Raw genomic sequence first — 16767 nt, 5'->3', positions numbered from 1 at the left:
GTCTCACTCCATGAACGCGCGGTTTCACCCATGAACGTGCAGGGCACATCAGACGTTAAAGAGGGTGAGGTGGGTCGGGGGCCGGGGGCCAGGCGGGGCTCGGAACAGCTTGGGACAGAAAGAAGGGACGCCTCGAGAGAAGGCGTCCCTTGCAGATCTGACAACTTAGCGGTTGATACGGGCAGCCCAACCACTGCTGTCTGTCGTGCTGCGATGCAGTGATCAGGTGAGCGCAGGCTCCGCCTGGCGTGCGTCGAGCTCCATGAGCGAGTCGTGAGAAGCGGCAGCCGTCAACGCGTCGTTCTCCGCCTGGATGCGTCCGAGCTCGGATTCCAGGTCCTGGACACGCTGCTGGAGCCGTCGCATCTCGGCGAGGAGTCGCGGGTCGGAGCCGCCGACGTAACCGAGAAGCGCCTTTGCCATGATGGATGGTCCTCCACACTGAGTGACCGACCGAAGCGGTGTGGGTCGTGAGGGAATCGCACCCGCGATGCTTGGCACTGTTGAGTTTTTGCTGCCGTCTTCATGCCAAACAGCTAAGGTGCGCGGGGTTGCTTTTAGCGTCTCACCAAAAAGTTTGACGGTCAACACGATCACGCCCCGCAATGGCGGGCATCCCACTGCCGCGCGGCCCCGAACGGGCGACGCTGCGGCGTTTCCGGGACCTCTCCTGGCCGGCGGAGCGAGGGGATCATCCTTTGGTCGGAGCCTGCCACGACTAACGCGTCTTGGCAATCACCTGCACATTTCTGGTTTGTGCATGCTCCTGGCATATGCCGGTGGCGCTCCCCTCCGCTCGCGCGCGACTCGTCGCACCCGGCGGATCAGCGGATGGCGAAGCCCTCGTACCCCCCGCGCGGTGTGTCCCAGATCTCGGTCACACCCACCACGCGCCCGGGCGTGTCGTCACTCTGGAGCCACTCCAGTAGCCCCTGGCACGCCTCGCGCGGGCCCTCGGCGACCACCTGGACCCGTCCGTCGGCCAGATTGAGAGCAAAACCACTCAGGCCGCCGATCTCCAGGGCCCTGGCCCGGGTGAACCAGCGGAAACCCACACCTTGCACCCGTCCACGCACCCAGACGACCAGCCGTACATCCTCGCTCATGCCTGCACGCTAACGGGCCAATGTCTCCCGGGTCTCACCCTCCCCTGGCGCCATGCTGTACCGTCCCGACCCAATGAATCTCATATGAAACTCACTCCTTCGTGTGAGATTCGTGAAGAACACGATCACAACGTTGACGGACTCCCCAACGTTGACCGCAGGACACCGCAAGGACGAGGAAGGCCAAGACATGGGACGCCACCGACGCTCCGCCGCCGGCCGCGCCGCCAGGGGGGGCCGCGCCGCCGGGGTCACTGACCGGGGCTTCGTCTCCGATGAGCCGCACTACGGTCCGGAGAACCTGTACGGGTTCGCCGAGTTCCTGGAGGCCGACGCCAAGGCCTCCGCGCGGAGCGGTGGCTCGCGCCGCCGCAAGAAGAAGACCGTGACGCCCGTGAAGACCGGTCTCCTCGGTGTCTCCGCCGCCGTCGCCCTCGGCACCGTCGCGGTGGCCACCGGGGTCCTGCCGGGCGGCGACCAGTACACGATCAGTGGCGGCAACGCCAACGAGACGGTGGTGCCCGCCGGCTCGCCGACGGGTGCGCCGACCCAGCAGGGCGGCACGGACGGCGCCGCGCAGGAACAGCGCGAGGACGAGTCCACCAGCCGCGACGCCCAGCGCGAGGCCTCTCCTTCGACCCCGGCCCCCTCGACCATGCCGTCCGAGAAGAAGCCCGCCGAAGAGGCGGACAAGGGCCCCGGCTCGCAGAAGACCAAGACGCCGTCCGACAAGCCCACCAAGGAGAAGGAGAAGGAGAAGGGCAAGGAGAAGGACACCACTTCTCCGGCGGAGCTCTCCTCCGAGACCCAGGCCGAGGCCGCGGTCCTCCTGCTGGTCAACGAGGAGCGGGCCAAGGCGGGCTGCCAGCCGGTGGCGGCCAACAGCGATCTGGCGAAGCTGGCCGAGGCGTTCAGCGAGGACATGGCTCTGCGCGGCTTCTTCGACCACACCGACCCCGACGGCTCGGACCCGTGGGACCGCGCGGCCGCCCTCGGGATCACCGGTCTCGGCGGCGAGAACATCGCCCGCGGCCAGGCCACCGCCGAAGCGGTCATGGAGGCCTGGATGAACAGCCCCGGCCACCGGGCGAACATCCTGAACTGCGACTTCAAGACCCTCGGAGTCGGCGTCGTCCTGGGCGACGGCGGCCCGTGGTGGACGCAGGACTTCGGCTACTGAGACAACCGCGGGCGAAAAGCTGCGAGCCCTCCCGGCCAAGGGACTGCTCTCACCCTCCGCGCTAACCAGCAGTTAGTGCAATCTTCTGGCTAGCGCTGTGTCGGAGTATCCTCGGGGTATGGAATCAGCCGCGCAGACCGCTGTGACGCCCGCGCGGGCCGTCGCGGGCACGGACGCCGTGAACGTCGACGAGCTGGCCTTCGACGTGTTCGCCAGGAACTGTCCTTCCCGGGGCACACTGGAGCATGTCACGGGCCGTTGGGGCGTGCTCACGATGGGCGCGCTGCACGAGAGTTCCCTGCGCTTCAACGAACTGCGCCGCCGCGTCGACGGCGTCAGCGAGAAGATGCTCTCTCAGACCCTGCACGCCCTGGAGCGCGACGGCCTGGTCCACCGCGATGCGCAGCCCACCAACCCACCCCGCGTCGACTACAGCCTCACTCCGCTCGGCCGCGAGGTCTCCGAGCGCCTGCTGTCCCTCATCACCTGCGTGGAGGACCGCATGGAGGAGGTGCTCCGGTCCCGCGAGCGCTACGACGCGACGCGCGGCGCCCGCTGACACGTCGGGCAGAAGTAGCTGGACCGGTTCATCCACGGCCGCCGCCGCATGGGCGTGGCACAGCGGCGGCAGGGCTGCCCCTCACGGCCGTACGCGTCCAGAGACCGGTCGAAGTACCCCGACTCGCCGTTCACGTTGACGTAGAGGCTGTCGAAGCTGGTGCCGCCCACCGCGAGGGCCGCGTTCATCACGTCCCGTACGTGGCCCAGGAGTTCGGTGGTGCGGGGGCGGGTGAAACCGGCGGTGGGCCGCTCGTAGTGGATCCTCGCCCGCCAAAGTGCCTCGTCCGCGTAGATGTTGCCGACCCCGCTGATCAACGACTGGTCGAGCAGGGCCCGTTTGATCGTCGTACGCTTCCGCCGCAGCGCCTGGTGGAAGGCCTCGGCGTCGAACTGCGGGTCGAGGGGGTCGCGGGCGATGTGCGCGATGACGTCCGGCAGACCGTCGGGGGTGGTGTCGTGCAACGACAGTCCCCCGAAGGTGCGTTGGTCGACGAAACGCAGCTCGGTGGCGAGGTCGTCCGCGAAGCGGACACGGATCCTGAGGTGCTTCTCGTCGGCCGCGTCGTGCGGCTGCACGAGCAGTTGGCCGCTCATGCCGAGGTGCGCGAGGACGGCGATCCCGGTGTCCTCCACGGGCAGCCACAGGTACTTCCCACGTCGGCTGGGCTCACCGATGCGGTGCCCCTTGAGCCGGTGCGCGAAGTCCTCCGGGCCGGCCAGGTGACGGCGGATCGCCCGGGGGTGCAGCACCTCCACATCGGCGACGGTGCGGTGCGCCACCCAACGCTCCAGGCCCCGCCGGACGACCTCGACCTCGGGCAGTTCTGGCACGGGGTCCTCCGGAGGTGGGGCGGGGGGCGTGAGGGGGGTGGAGTTGGGGGCGGGTGCGGGTTCGGTGGGGGCTGGTCGCGCAGTTCCCCGCGCCCCTGAAAAGACAGGGGCTGCGCCCCGTGCTTTTCAGGCCCGCAGGGCCGTGGTCTTTCAGGCCCGCAGGGGCCTGATGCTTTTAGGGGCGCGGGGAACTGCGCGAGAAGCCCCACCGGGCCGCACCCGGAGAACCCACCGCAGCCGCCCCCGCATCCCCTCGCGGGGGCCCGGGGGCGGCGGCACCCGGCGGTCAGGCCGGGGCGGTGTCCGAAGGTGTGTCCGCGGTGTCGTCGACGGCGGCCGCGGCCACGGCCTCGGCCGCCGCCTTCGCCCGCTCGTCCGCCGCGGCGCGGATCGCCCGCCAGGCGGACTCGGCCGCCTGCTGCTCCGCTTCCTTCTTGCTGCGGCCGGTGCCGGTGCCGTACGAGACGCCTCCGACGCGGGCGGCAGCTGTGAAGGTCTTCTCATGGTCGGGGCCGGTCTCCGTGACCAGGTACTCGGGCACACCGAGCCCCTCGGTCGCGGTGAGCTCCTGGAGACTGGTCTTCCAGTCCAGGCCGGCTCCGAGATTCGAGGACTTCTCGATCAACGGGTCGAACAGGCGGTGCACCAGCTCCGCCGCGGAGTCGAGCCCCTGGTCGAGATAGACCGCACCGATCACCGCTTCGAGGGTGTCGGCGAGGATGGATGCCTTGTCCCGGCCGCCTGTGCCCTCTTCACCGCGGCCGAGCCGGATGAAGGAGCCGAGGTCGAGCCCGCGGCCCACCTCCGCCAGCGCACGAGAGTTGACCACCGCGGCCCGCAGCTTGGCCAGTTGGCCTTCGGGCAGGTCGGGGTGGGTGCGGTACAGCGTGTCCGTGACCACGAGGCCGAGCACGGAGTCCCCGAGGAACTCCAGACGCTCGTTGGTGGGCAGACCGCCGTTCTCGTACGCGTACGAACGGTGCGTCAGCGCACGCACCAGAAGGGCGGACTCGAGCTGGTAGCCGAGCCGCCCTTCCAGAAGCGTGTGGGACGAGGCTGTGTTCTCCGCCTTTTTCTTGGCGTTGGTCTCCGCCTTGGCGTCAGACATAGAGCCTCTCACCAGCCGCTCAGACCTCGAGGACCTGGCGCTTGTTGTAGGTGCCGCAAGACGGGCACGCGATGTGCTGCAGCTTGGGCTCGTGGCAGCGCTCGCACGCAACCAGGGTGGGGACCGCAGCCTTCCACTGCGACCGGCGGTGGCGCGTGTTGCTGCGCGACATCTTCCGCTTCGGAACAGCCACGGCTACTTCTCCTGCTTCTCGTCGACACCGGAATCGGCGCCGCTCATCTCGTCCTTCTCGCCGTCTTCGAGTGAACCGGCGAGTCCCTGCAGTGCCGCCCAACGGATGTCGACGGCGTCGTGGTGGTGGGCCGGGTCGTCCGCCAGCCGCACTCCGCACTCGGAGCACAGGCCGGGGCAGTCGTCCTGGCACACCGGCTGCATCGGCAGTGCGAGCACCACCGCATCACGCAGCACGGGTTCGAGGTCGAACAGGCCGTCCTCGATGAAGAGCCTGTCCTCGTCTTCCTCGGCGTCGTCGGCCGGCTCCGCCTTGGGGCGGCCCCGGTCGTCGGCGTCAGGGTACGAGAACATCTCCTGGAAGTCCGCTTCGAGCTCCAGCTCCAGCGGCTCCAGACACCTTACGCACTCCCCCTTGGCCCGTGCACGGGCGGTGCCTGTGACAAGCACACCTTCCATGACCGACTCCAGACGGAGTCCGAGCTCCACCGGCGCGCCTTCCGGCACTCCGATCACTCCGTGGATCCCGAGATCCTTGGGAGCGTCGATCTCGCGGGTCAGGCGCTGCAGCGCGCCAGGACGCCGCCCCAGCTCGTGTGTGTCGAACACGAGAGGGTTGCGGTGGTCGAGGCGGGCGTTCAGGGCCATTCCTGCTTTCGATCTTGAAGCTCGAGAACACCGCCCTTCGATGATTCCCGGGCAGCGTTGATCGCGGACGTACACGCGACCGAAGAGCCAGGATACTGGACCTTTCGCTATCGGCCCAATCCGCTGTCAGCGGCCCTGCTCGTAGCGGCGCAACTGCTCCGCCGTGATCATGGTGGTGTCGAAGAGGCTGGTCTCGTCGAGCGTGTTCGCCTGCGGCTGCGCGTACCCCTGGTGCCCCTGCTGGTCCTGGTGCCCCTGGGGGGTCGGCTGTCCCTGGTTCGGGTCGTACGCGGGCTGCTGCGGGTAGCCGGCCGCGTACGGGTCGGCCTGCTGGTAGCCGTAGGGGTCGGCGGCCTGCTGGGGCTGGGCGTACTGCTGCTGGTAGCCGTAGGGGTCCTGCTGGTACGCCGTCGCCGCGTAGGAGTCCTGCTGCTGCCCGTACGAGGGCTGCTCCGGCAGGGACGGGGACTGGGGGGCGGGGGTGTCGGCCAGTTCGGCGAGGCCGGCCAGGTAGTCGGCGTCGCTGGTGGGCTGCGGGGAGGTGCCGTCGTCGTTCAGGGCGAGGGCGCCGAGGTCGTCGGTGGCGATCCGGCCGTGCAGCTTCTGCCGGCCGCGGCCGACGGCCTCCAGGGTCTTGGCGAGGACCGCCTCGAAGGCGCCGAGCTTGGCGTCCACGTAGGCGTCGGCGTCCTTGCGCAGGGTCTCGGGGTCGTGGCTGCGCTCGGGGGCGTCCTCGTCCTCGTAGCCCTGCTCGTCGAGGCCGGGGCCCGTGCCCAGGAGCTTCTCGCGGCCACGGCCCACCGAACCGAGGGTCTTGGTGAGGACGACCTCGAAGTTGGCGAGCTTGGAGTCGACGTACTCGTCGGCCTCTGCGCGGACCTCCTCGGCCTCCTGGCGGGCCTCGCCGAGGATGCGGTCGGCCTCGTTCTGGGAACGGCGGGCGACCTCGGTGTCGGAGATCAGGGAGCCGCGCTCGGCGTGCGCATTCGCGACGATCCGCTCGGCCTCCTGGCGGGCCCGCTCGACCATGTGGTCGCGATCGCCGATCAGCTCCCGCGCCTGGGCGAGGGAGTCGGGCAGGGCCGCACGCAGTTCGTCGAGCAGGGAGAGCAGTTCGGCGCGGTTGACCACGCACGAGGCCGACATGGGCATGGATCGGGCGCCGGAGACCACCGAGACGATCTCGTCGAGCTTCTTCTGCACGTCCACCGTGTGGTCCACCGTGTGCTCGCCACTCTCTACAGCTGTGTTGGAGACGGTCGGGTCGACTGTACGGCCAGCGGGGGACGTTCGTCCGCTCAGTCCCGCTTCAGTCGCTCGGCCAGCGCTTCGAGGACCAGGGGGGGCACCAGGTGGGAGACGTCGCCGCCCCAGGTGGCGACCTCCTTGACCAGGGAGGACGACAGGAAGCTGTAGGTGGGGTTGGTGGGCACGAAGAGGGTCTCCACGCCCGACAGGCCGATGTTCATCTGGGCCATCTGCAACTCGTAGTCGAAGTCGCTGACCGCGCGCAGGCCCTTGACGATGGCCGGGATGTCGCGCTGCTTGCAGAAGTCGACCAGCAGCCCGTGGAAGGCCTCCACCCGTACGTTCGCGTACTCGGCGGTGACCTGGCGGATCAGCTCGATCCGCTCGTCGACCTCGAAGAGGCCCTTCTTGGACTTGTTGATCATCACCGCGACATAGACCTCGTCGTACAACTTGGAGGCGCGGCCAATGATGTCGAGGTGTCCGTTGGTGATGGGGTCGAACGACCCGGGACAGACGGCACGGCGCACTTGGAATCCCTCGCTCTCCGGTCCGGTCATCGTGCGTCTTCGCACGTAGAGGCGGCGCGACCGTACCAAAACGTTCCCTCGCCGTAGCGACGGGCCCTGATGGCTTCGAAACCGGTCGGCCAGGCGAATTCACCGCCTCTGGTGCTGCGCTCCACGGTGACGAGGGCTTCGTCGCCGAGCCAGCCCCCGGTACGGAGTGTGAGCAGTATCTCCCGAAGATCGTCGTCCGAGACGGCGTACGGGGGGTCCAGGAAGACGAGGTCGTACGGCTCGGCCGGCGCCGGGCCCTGGATGATCTGTTCGGCTTTGCCCGGTCTCACCTCGGCGCCGGGCAGGCCGAGCGATCGGACGTTGTCGCGGATCGTTCTCGCGGCGCGGGCGTCGGCCTCCACGAGCAGGGTGTGGGCCGCGCCTCTGGAGAGGGCCTCCAGGCCCACGGCGCCGGAGCCGGCGTACAGGTCGAGGACCCGTTCGCCGTCGAGGGGGCCGCCGAGGAGGGACTGCCAGGTGGAGAAGAGGCCCTCCCGGGCACGGTCGGAGGTGGGGCGGGTGCCGTTGCCCGGCGGGACGGCGAGGCGGCGTCCGCCGGCGGCGCCGGCGATCACGCGGGTCATCTTGGGTCCTTGGTCGAGGAGGCGGCTGTGGGTCCAGTCTGGCAGCCGGAGGTGAGGGGTGCGTTCTGCCGTGGGCGACTGCGGGTCGGCGGAGGGTTCGCCTGATGGGGTGCCGCCTGATCAGCATGGGCGACCGCGGGTCCGTCGTGGTTGCTCGCGCAGTTCCCCGCGCCCCTTCGGGGCGCTGCACCTCAGCCCTTGTCCAAGTACTGCTCCCTCTCCTCGTCCAACAGGGCGTTCAGGGCTGTCCGCAGCGCGGGGAGGTGCTCCAGGTCGGGGTCGGCCGCGACCACCGCCGCCGCTTCCTCCCTCGCCTCCGCGATGATCTCCTCGTCGTCGATGACGGTGAGCATGCGGAGGCTGGTGCGGGCGCCGGACTGGGCCTGGCCGAGGACATCGCCCTCGCGGCGTTGTTCGAGGTCGATGCGGGAGAGTTCGAAGCCGTCGAGGGTGGAAGCGACGGCGCCCAGGCGCTGGCGGGCGGCGCTGGCCTCGGGCATCTCGGTGACGAGGAGGCAGAGCCCGGCGGCGGAGCCCCGGCCCACCCGGCCGCGGAGCTGGTGCAGCTGGGAGACGCCGAAGCGGTCGGCGTCCATGATCACCATGGCGGTGGCGTTCGGGACGTTCACGCCGACCTCGATGACCGTGGTGGCGACCAGGACCTGGGTCTCGCCGGCGGCGAAGCGGCGCATGACCGCGTCCTTGTCGTCGGGGTGCATCCTGCCGTGCAGGACCTCGACCCTCAGGCCCTGGAGGGGGCCCTTGGCGAGCTGGTCGGCGATGTCGAGGACGGCGAGCGGTGGGCGCTTCTCGGCCTCGTCCTCCGGGGACTTCCTGGCCTTCTTCGGGTCGCCGGGCTCGTCGATGTCGTCGCCGATGCGCGGGCAGACCACGTACGCCTGGTGGCCGTTCGCCACCTCCTCGCGGACGCGTTCCCAGGCGCGGGCGAGGAAGTGGGGCTTGTCGGCGGCCGGGACGACATGGCTGGCGATGGGTGAGCGGCCGGCGGGGAGCTGGTCCAGGACCGAGGTCTCCAGGTCGCCGAAGACGGTCATGGCGACCGTGCGCGGGATGGGCGTGGCCGTCATGACGAGGAGGTGCGGCGGCTGTTTGCCCTTGCCGCGCAGGGCGTCGCGCTGCTCGACGCCGAAGCGGTGCTGCTCGTCCACGACGACCAGGCCCAGGTCGTGGAACTGGACCTTGTCCTCGATCAGCGCATGCGTGCCGATGACGATGCCGGCCTCGCCGGTGACCAGGTCCAGCAGGGCCTGCCGACGGGCGGCGGCGCCCATCGAGCCGGTGAGCAGCACCACCTTGGTGGCGTGCTCGGCGCCGCCCAGCATTCCGCCCTCGGCCAGCTCCCCCATCATCTCCGTCACCGACCGGTGGTGCTGCTGGGCGAGCACCTCGGTGGGCGCGAGCATGGCCGCCTGCCCGCCCGCGTCGACGACGGCGAGCATGGCGCGCAGGGCCACCATGGTGTTGTGGGTGACCGTGAAGTTGTCGGTGACGTAGGCATGGCTCGGGTGGGCGACGCTGATGCACTGGACCGGCTTGCGCCCCACATGCTCGACGGCCCGGATCCCCCGCCGCAAGGTGGTGTGTTCCGGCCGGGGGCGCACCTGTTCGGCCTTGCGCGCCGACCTGAACGGTGCGTACCGGTCGGGCAAGGACATCGAGACGTCGAAGGCCTCCCGCTTCGGCAGAAGCGTCGCGTGGCCTCCCAGCGAGCGCACCAACCAGGCGACGTCCTCCGCGAGGCTCCGGGAGACCGAGCAGAACGAGGCGCCGAGGCCGTCTGTGGGGACGGTGCCCCCGGTGTCCATGAGTCCTTGGAGCAGGGCGAGTCGGTTCTTGATCGACGTGTTCCTGAACATGTCGGGGACGAACGTGCCGTGCGACGCCACGCCCCAGAGGTCCAGGTCCCGCAAGGCTTGGACCACCGGGTTGCGAACGCCGCCCGCGGGGCGGGTCGGCTCGATCGTGTGATCGCGTCGGGATCCCTTCACCGGGACCAGCCTGCAGTCTGGGGCCAGGGTCGCCGCCACCGCTTCCCTGGTCCCGTCGTCGGTCATGGACAGACGTAGCTCGTGCCTGAACGAACCGGCTCCCAGGAGAACGCCGAACAGGTAGGGATCGAGAGGCAGCGCGAAGTCGTCTCCGAGATCGACGGGAGTCGCTGTCGGGAGGTACCACTTCGAAGAACCGTCGGCTTCGAAGGTGTCCCGTCGGATCTCCCGAGTCGTCATGACCTCGGGCGCTTGGCCCCGGCGCCACCCGCTCCTCGTGTCGACGATCCAGAGATGCTCGTCGTCGCACTCGACGGAGCTGCCGTCGGACAGCACCAGCCGCCAGACATCACGTTCTCCTTGCGGGAAAACCCCGTCGACCAGCGCGATCTCACCATCGGGCACGACAACCTCGTCCCCCACACGCACATCCTCCATCCGGCGGAAACCGGCGGGAGTAAGCACCAGTGAGTCGAGAGGCTGAGCCTTGCCCGAGCCGACCTCGCCCTGGAGCAGGCGGTGCATCGGGTGTTCGGTCGCCAGGTCGTCGAAGATCTCCCTGGAGACCTTCCGCTGGCCCTCGGTGAGGGTGAAGGGGAGGCGGGCGTCGAAGGCGGTGAGGAGGCCTTCGGGGGCGGGGCGGCGGGCGACGGCGGGGAGCTGGGCGTCGGCGTGGCGGCGGCGGGCGAGGGCGACCTGGAGGACGAAGGCCTCGTCCCACTTGAGGCGGTTGCGGGCGCTGTCCCGGTCCGCCTTGGTCTGGGGGCGGTGGATCTTCAGGAGGGCCTCGGGGAGCGAGACCAGGCCCCGGCCCGCCCGCAACGACTCGGGGAGGGGGTCCACGGCCTCCTGGGCGCTCGGGAGGACCGTCTGGACCGCCTTGGCGATCTTCCAGGACTCCAGCTTGGCGGTGGCCGGGTAGATCGGGATGAGGGCGCCGGCCCAGGTGTCGACGGTCTCCGTGTCGTCGTCGCCGCGCAGCAGTTCGTAGGCCGGGTGGGCGAGTTGGAGTCGGCGGTTGAAGACGGAGACCTTGCCGGCGAAGAGGGCGCGGGTGCCGGGGAGGAGGTCCTTGTGGGGTTTGTGCACGCCGTTGCCGAAGAAGACGAGCTGGAGGCGACCGCTGCCGTCGGTGATGGTGACTTCGAGGCGCTGGCCCTTGCCCCGCGGAGCCTTGGCGGAGGCGAAGCTGTGCAGGCGGGCGTCGGCGACCTGGGCGACCACCGTGACGTGCTCGTCCATCGGCAGGTCGGCGAGGTGGGTGAGCTGGCCGCGCTCCTCGTATCTGCGGGGGTAGTGGTGCAGCAGATCGCCGACGGTGTGCAGGCCGAGGTGCTCGGCCATCACCTTCGCGGTGGCGGCGCCGAGCGTGTTCTTGAGCGGTTCTTCGAGCGCGGGCACGAGATCCATTGCACACCACGCCACTGACAATCCCGTATACGTCCTTGAAATCCGCTGGTCAGGCGGGTCGTTCGCGCCTAGGATGACGCACTCCCGGGCCCAGCAGTCGGGCCCTGCCTCCTCCGTCCGCGGTCACCGTCCGACGGGACCGCCCGACCCCGCCGCCGTCGCCAGAATCCCTCTCCACCGGCGCTGCGACGATGGATTCAATGACCTCACAGTCATCCCAGGCACCCCAGACTCCTCAGGCACCCCAGTCGCCTCACACGTTCCAGGTCGATCTGCGTGGCCTGGTGGACCTGCTCTCGCACCACCTGTACTCCAGTCCGAAGGTCTATCTGCGCGAGCTGCTGCAGAACGCGGTGGACGCGATCACCGCGCGCCGCGCCGAGCAGTCCGACGCGCCCGCCCGGGTACGGCTGTTCGCCGAGGGCGGCACGCTGCGGGTGGAGGACTCGGGCATCGGGCTCACCGAGGCCGATGTGCACAACCTGCTCGCCACGATCGGTCGCAGCTCCAAGCGCGACGACGGGGGCATCCAGGAGGTCCGCTCGGACTTCCTGGGGCAGTTCGGCATCGGGTTGCTCGCCTGTTTCGTGGTCGCCGAGCGCATCCGTGTGGTCAGCCGCAGCGCCCGTACTCCGGACGCGCCGCCCGTGGAGTGGACGGCCGCCGACGACGGCTCGTACACCGTGCGGACGCTGCCCGACGAGGCGCGTCCCGAGCCGGGGACCACCGTGCATCTGGTCGCGCGGCCCGGTGCGGCCGAGTGGCTCTCCCCCGCGCGCGTGCTGACCCTGGCGCGGGACTTCGGGTCGCTGCTGCCGTACGACGTCCGGGTGGGCGACGAGGCGGTCACCGATCTGCCGGCGCCCTGGGACCGGGCGTACCCCTCCCCCGCGGGCCGGCGGGTGGCCCTGGCCCGGCACTGTCACGCCCTGTTCGGGTTCACGCCGCTGGACTCCATAGAGCTGGACGTACCGCTGGCCGGGATCCGGGGCGTCGCGTACGTCCTGCCGACCGCCGTGAGCCCGGCGCAGCGGGCGAGCCACCGGGTGCATCTGAAGGGCATGCTGCTCACCGAGCGGGCCGAACAGCTGCTGCCGGACTGGGCGTTCTTCGTGCGCTGTGTCCTCGACACGGACAGCCTGCGGCCCACGGCGTCGCGGGAGTCGCTGTACGAGGACGAGACGCTGGCGGCCGTGCGGGAGGCGCTCGGCGAGCGGATCCGGGGCTGGCTCACGGGGCTCGCCGCGGGTGATCCGGAGCGGTTGGCGGCCTTCCTGTCGGTGCACTACCTGGGTGTGAAGGCGCTGGCCCGGCACGACCGGGAGATGTTGCGCACGATGCTGCCGTGGCTGCCCTTCGAGACGACCGACGGGCGGCTGTCCCTGGAGGAGTTCGCGCAGCGGCACCCGGTGGTGCACTTCACGCGGACGGTCGAGGAGTACCGGCAGGTCGCGCCGATCGCGTCCGCGCAGGGCGTCGGGGTCGTCAACGGCGGTTACACGTACGACAGCGAGCTGGTCGAGGCGCTGCCGTCGGTGCGTCCGGGGACGGTGGTCGCCGAGCTGGACGCCGACACGGTGACCGCGCACCTGGACGTGCTGGACCCGGACGACGAGCTGGCGCTGGCGGGCTTCCTGTCGGCCGCGCGGGCGAAGCTCGACCCCCTGGGCTGTGACGTGGTGCTGCGGGCCTTCCATCCGTTGTCGGTGCCCGCGCTGCACCTGGACGACCGGTCCTCGCGGCACGAGCAGGCCCGTGCGGAGGCGGAGGAGCAGGCCGACGACCTGTGGGCGGGCATCCTCGGTTCGCTGCGGGGCAGCGCCCCGCGCGCGCGGCTGGTGCTCAACCATCTCAACCCGCTGATCCGGCGGATCAGTTCCCTGTCCGACCGGGAGCTGATCGGGACGGCCACGGAGTCCCTGTACGGGCAGGCCCTGCTGATGGCCCAGCGGCCGCTCAGGCCTGCGGACTCGGCGCTCCTGAACCGCGCCTTCATCGGCCTGCTGGAGTGGGCCACGCACACCGAGCCGGGGTCCGGCCCGGGTCAGGGGTCCGGTCCGGGCTTCGGGGAGGGTGGTCGCCGGTGAGTGACGTCGTGGACGCCATGGACTTCGACGAGCTGCGTCGGGCCATGGCGGAGAACTACGAGCAGCCCGAGGGTCCGGCGCGCAACGCGCGCGCGGAGCGACTGCTCGCCGAGGCCGAGAAGCTGAACGTGCCCCTCGCCGTGATCGAGGCGCTCGGGCACCAGCTGAAGGTCTACAACTACAGCTCCGAGAAGGCGAAGATGTTCGTCCCCTTCGCGCGTCTGCTGCGCATGTGGGACGAACGGCCGGAGGACTTCGACGAGTACGAGGTCCACTCCCTGCACTGGGTGTTCAAGTGGATGTCGGCCGGCATGCTGAACCAGCCGCACATCCCGCTGGCCTCCATCGAGAAGTGGCTCGGCGAGATGGAGCACCGCTACCGGCTCGCGGGGCACTCGGAACGGGCCGTGCGCAGCGCCGAGTTCAGTGTGGCCGCGCACATCGGCGACCTGGCCCGGGCCGAGCGGGCGTACGGGGCGTGGCTGGCCGCCGACCGCGACACGATGGCCGACTGTCACGCGTGCGAGCTGCACGGGCAGGGCTGGTGGCGGGCGCGGCGGCGCGAGGACGCCGAGGCGCTGGAGCTGTGGGCGCCGGTCCTGGAGGGCGAGTACACCTGCGCCCACGAGCCGCACACCGTCCTGGCGTCCTCGCTGGTGCCGCTGCTGCGCCTGGGGCGCCCGGACGAGGCTCGCGCGCACCATCTGCGCGGTTTCCGGCTGGTGCGGGCCATGGAGAGCATGCGGGGCGCGTACGCGGACCACGTGGAGTTCTGCGCCCTGACCGGCAACGAGGCGCGCGGCCTGGAGCTGCTGGCCGAGCGTCCGGCGTACTTCACCGATTCCGGGGACCCCCGCAGCAAGCTGGACTTCCTGAGCGTGGTGGCCCTGCTGATGGACCGCCTCACGGCGCGCGGGCTGGGCGAGCAGACCGTCCCCGGTCCCGCCGGCCGCGCGTGGACCGCCCGCGAACTGGCCTCCCACGCGCGCGAGGAGGCCCTTTCGCTGGCCGCGCTCTTCGACGCGCGCAACGGCACGGCGTACGTCAGCACCCATGTCCGGGAGCGGATGGACCAGCGCCCCCTGCTGGACCGGCTGCCGCTGGGGGTGCGGGCGCAGCGGGCCCCGGTGACGGTGCCCGCGCCCCGGAAGCCCGCCGAGGAGGAGACGGCGACCACCGCGGCCCCGGAGGGCCTGCCCGGCCTCCTCGCCGAGGCGCGGCGGCTCTCCGCGTCCCTGCATCCCGGTTCCGTCGAGGCCTGGGCCGCCGTGGCACGCGCCGCCGACAGCGAGGGCGCGGACCTGGACGCCTGGGACCGCGCGGAGATCGTCGACCACGAGGCGATCGGTCTCGGGCCGGAGGGCCTCCCCCTCTTCGAACGCGCGGCCGAGATGTACGAGGCGGCCGGCGACCCCGGTGAGGCACTGGCGGCACGCGCGCGCGGGGCGAACGTCCACGCCCTCACGGGTCAGGTGGATGCCGCCGTGGAGCTGATCTCCGAGCCGTACGAGCGGATCCTCGCCCTCTGGTCGAGCGGCGGGACGGGTGCGCGGCAGACGGCGTCCGTGCTGGTGGGGCGGGCGCGGATACTCGTGCAGCGGATGCACGAGGCCGACGACGCCGACGCGGTGGCCCTGGCCGAGGCCGCCGTGCGGGAGCTGGCGGACTTCGTCGAGCCGCGCCGCGCGGAGGACGTACGGCTGGCCTCGCGGGCCGCGGAGGCGCGGGCGATGCTCGGGGAGCTGGCCGCGCACGGCGGGGACGCGGAGGCCGCCGCCGCACTGTTCGCGGAGGCCGCGGAACGGTATGTGGCGGCCGGGCTGCCGTGGTTCGCGGTGCAGTACGAGGCACGGCTCGCCGGGCTGGCCCAGCACCTGGGAGATCTGGAGACCGCGGAGCGGGCGGCCCGGGCGGCGTTGGAGCACGGCGGGACGGAGCTGGAGCCGGTGGGCCACGCCCAGCTGCGCCTTCAGCTGGCCGAGCTGCTGGGCGCCGGGGAGCGGGTGGAGGAGGCCGCCGAGCACGCCCTGGAGGCGGCGCACTGGGCCGACGAGGCGGGCGAGGGGCCGACGCTCGGCACCTGGGCCCGGCATCTGCTCGGCGGGTTCCTGCTGCGGTTGGGGCGCTGGGCGGAGGCGGCCGAGGTGCTGGAGTCGGCGCTCCCGGATCTCACCGCCGAGACGCACGGGGACGGGGCCGTCGCGCAGACCCTGTGGTGGCTCGGCGACTGCCACACCGAGCTGGGCGAGCATCGGGAGGCGGCGGAACGGTGGCTGCGGGCCGCCGACATCGCCCGGCACTGGCCCGAGCAGCGCGACCACGCCATGCTCGCCCATCTCGCCGCCGAGGCGCTCGCGCGGGCGGGGCTGCCCGCCGACGCCGACCGGGCGTACGCGCGCGCGGTCGACCTCTGGGGCGAACTGGGCAACGTCCACGGGTACGTGCGGGCGTTGCGGGCGCGGGCGTGGTACGCGGCGCGGGAGAGCCGCGAGGGGGCGGGGCCCGCGACCCTGGACGAGGCCCGGGAGCTGATGGGGGACGCGGTGGTGGGCTGCGAGGCGGCGCTGTCCGACGTCGCCGGCGAGGAGCACCGGCGGCGGATCGTCGCGGAGCTCGGCGAGACGTACCGGCAGTTCGGCGACCTGCTCGCCCGGTCGGTGGCCGAGGACGCGGAACTCGCCTCGTTCGGGCCGGTGTTCGAGGAGGCGCTGGGGTTCGTGGAGCGGGCGGTGTCGGTGTACGAGTCCCTGGGGCCGGACTTCCTGGGCGCGCGTACCGCCGCGGAGTTGGCGGCGGGGTGGTTGGAGGCGGACCTTCGGCGGGGTGGTGCGGCTGCCGAGCGGGCGCGGGGTGTGCTGGCCGCGTTCGCCGACGGGGGTGACGACGACGAGACGGTGGTGGCTCGGCGGATGGAGGCGGAGCGGCTGTTGGAGGCGGCGGGGCTGGGCTGAGCAGCGCGGCAGGGCGTACGCCCGGGTTTCCTCGCCCCCGCCGCCCCTACCCGTCCCATCCCCAGGGGCTGCGCCCCTTCGACCCCCATCCGCGGGTCCGGTGGGGGCTGGTCGCGGGGGTGCCCCCGCCCCCCGGACGGCGGCGCGCCCGTCCAAAGGGGGGGGGGGGCCGGGCGGGACGGGGGCCGGGGGGGGGGGGGCGTGGTAAATCTCTTCTCCACGCCGTTCAGCAGCAACGCCCCCCTGACGGCCCCCCCGGTACACCACCGTGTCCACCGCCAGATACCCCTCC

At 71.2% G+C, this 16767-nt stretch carries 14 protein-coding genes; 4 read left to right on the top strand and 10 right to left on the bottom strand.

Annotated features, from left to right (window positions below; all coding sequences use genetic code 11):
- Positions 1 to 222: 222 nt before the first annotated feature.
- Both PUR53_RS21050 and PUR53_RS21045 read right to left on the bottom strand, forming a co-directional pair.
- Positions 223 to 423 (bottom strand): hypothetical protein, encoded by a 201-nt coding sequence (locus tag PUR53_RS21050; RefSeq protein WP_005479841.1) that lies wholly within the window; start codon positions 421 to 423, stop codon positions 223 to 225.
- 401 nt (positions 424 to 824) lie between these two features.
- Positions 825 to 1106, bottom strand: coding sequence for an acylphosphatase (locus tag PUR53_RS21045; protein WP_329909279.1), 282 nt, complete (start codon positions 1104 to 1106; stop codon positions 825 to 827).
- 190 nt (positions 1107 to 1296) lie between these two features.
- Here PUR53_RS21045 and PUR53_RS21040 point away from each other — a divergent pair, with 190 nt between their 5' ends.
- Entirely contained in the window at positions 1297 to 2286 is a 990-nt protein-coding gene (locus tag PUR53_RS21040; protein WP_329909278.1) for a CAP domain-containing protein, read from the top strand.
- A gap of 118 nt (positions 2287 to 2404) precedes the next feature.
- On the top strand, positions 2405 to 2845 hold the full coding sequence (locus tag PUR53_RS21035) for a winged helix-turn-helix transcriptional regulator (RefSeq protein WP_329898814.1): 441 nt from the start codon (positions 2405 to 2407) through the stop codon (positions 2843 to 2845).
- Here the strand turns inward: PUR53_RS21035 and mutM are convergent.
- The 8 genes from mutM to PUR53_RS20995 all read right to left on the bottom strand — a co-directional run bounded on the left by mutM (position 2818) and on the right by PUR53_RS20995 (position 11437).
- The gene (gene mutM / locus PUR53_RS21030) at positions 2818 to 3678 is read right to left on the bottom strand and encodes a bifunctional DNA-formamidopyrimidine glycosylase/DNA-(apurinic or apyrimidinic site) lyase (protein WP_329909276.1); all 861 of its coding nucleotides are present in this window, start codon (positions 3676 to 3678) and stop codon (positions 2818 to 2820) included. The genes PUR53_RS21035 and mutM overlap by 28 nt on opposite strands.
- Before the next feature lie 286 nt (positions 3679 to 3964).
- Positions 3965 to 4786: a ribonuclease III gene (gene rnc, locus PUR53_RS21025; protein ID WP_443078193.1), complete on the bottom strand. Its 822-nt coding sequence runs from the start codon at positions 4784 to 4786 to the stop codon at positions 3965 to 3967.
- A 19-nt stretch (positions 4787 to 4805) separates the two neighbouring features.
- Complete coding sequence (gene rpmF / locus PUR53_RS21020; RefSeq protein WP_007493396.1) at positions 4806 to 4979, bottom strand: 50S ribosomal protein L32; 174 nt, start codon at positions 4977 to 4979, stop codon at positions 4806 to 4808.
- Between the two features lie 2 nt (positions 4980 to 4981).
- Positions 4982 to 5626, bottom strand: coding sequence for a YceD family protein (locus tag PUR53_RS21015; RefSeq protein ID WP_329898811.1), 645 nt, complete (start codon positions 5624 to 5626; stop codon positions 4982 to 4984).
- A gap of 126 nt (positions 5627 to 5752) precedes the next feature.
- Positions 5753 to 6835 (bottom strand): cell division initiation protein, encoded by a 1083-nt coding sequence (locus PUR53_RS21010; RefSeq protein WP_329898947.1) that lies wholly within the window; start codon positions 6833 to 6835, stop codon positions 5753 to 5755.
- 89 nt (positions 6836 to 6924) lie between these two features.
- Complete coding sequence (gene coaD, locus PUR53_RS21005; RefSeq protein ID WP_033526906.1) at positions 6925 to 7404, bottom strand: pantetheine-phosphate adenylyltransferase; 480 nt, start codon at positions 7402 to 7404, stop codon at positions 6925 to 6927.
- Positions 7405 to 7430: 26 nt separating this feature from the next.
- The gene (rsmD, locus tag PUR53_RS21000) at positions 7431 to 8063 is read right to left on the bottom strand and encodes a 16S rRNA (guanine(966)-N(2))-methyltransferase RsmD (protein WP_329898946.1); all 633 of its coding nucleotides are present in this window, start codon (positions 8061 to 8063) and stop codon (positions 7431 to 7433) included.
- A gap of 146 nt (positions 8064 to 8209) precedes the next feature.
- Positions 8210 to 11437 (bottom strand): helicase-related protein, encoded by a 3228-nt coding sequence (locus tag PUR53_RS20995; protein ID WP_329909275.1) that lies wholly within the window; start codon positions 11435 to 11437, stop codon positions 8210 to 8212.
- 191 nt (positions 11438 to 11628) lie between these two features.
- On the opposite strand from PUR53_RS20995, the gene PUR53_RS20990 reads away from it, so the two are divergent.
- Both PUR53_RS20990 and PUR53_RS20985 read left to right on the top strand, forming a co-directional pair.
- A complete protein-coding gene (locus tag PUR53_RS20990) occupies positions 11629 to 13524 on the top strand; it encodes an HSP90 family protein (protein ID WP_329909273.1) in 1896 nt (631 codons plus the stop codon).
- Between the two features lie 17 nt (positions 13525 to 13541).
- Positions 13542 to 16475 (top strand): tetratricopeptide repeat protein, encoded by a 2934-nt coding sequence (locus tag PUR53_RS20985; protein WP_329909352.1) that lies wholly within the window; start codon positions 13542 to 13544, stop codon positions 16473 to 16475.
- Positions 16476 to 16767 lie beyond the last annotated feature (292 nt).

It is taken from the genome of Streptomyces sp. SP18BB07, assembly GCF_036322545.1.
Classification (GTDB): domain Bacteria; phylum Actinomycetota; class Actinomycetes; order Streptomycetales; family Streptomycetaceae; genus Streptomyces; species Streptomyces deccanensis.
Note: the sequence above shows the minus strand (reverse complement) of the source record. Positions and strands in the feature narration are given on the sequence as shown.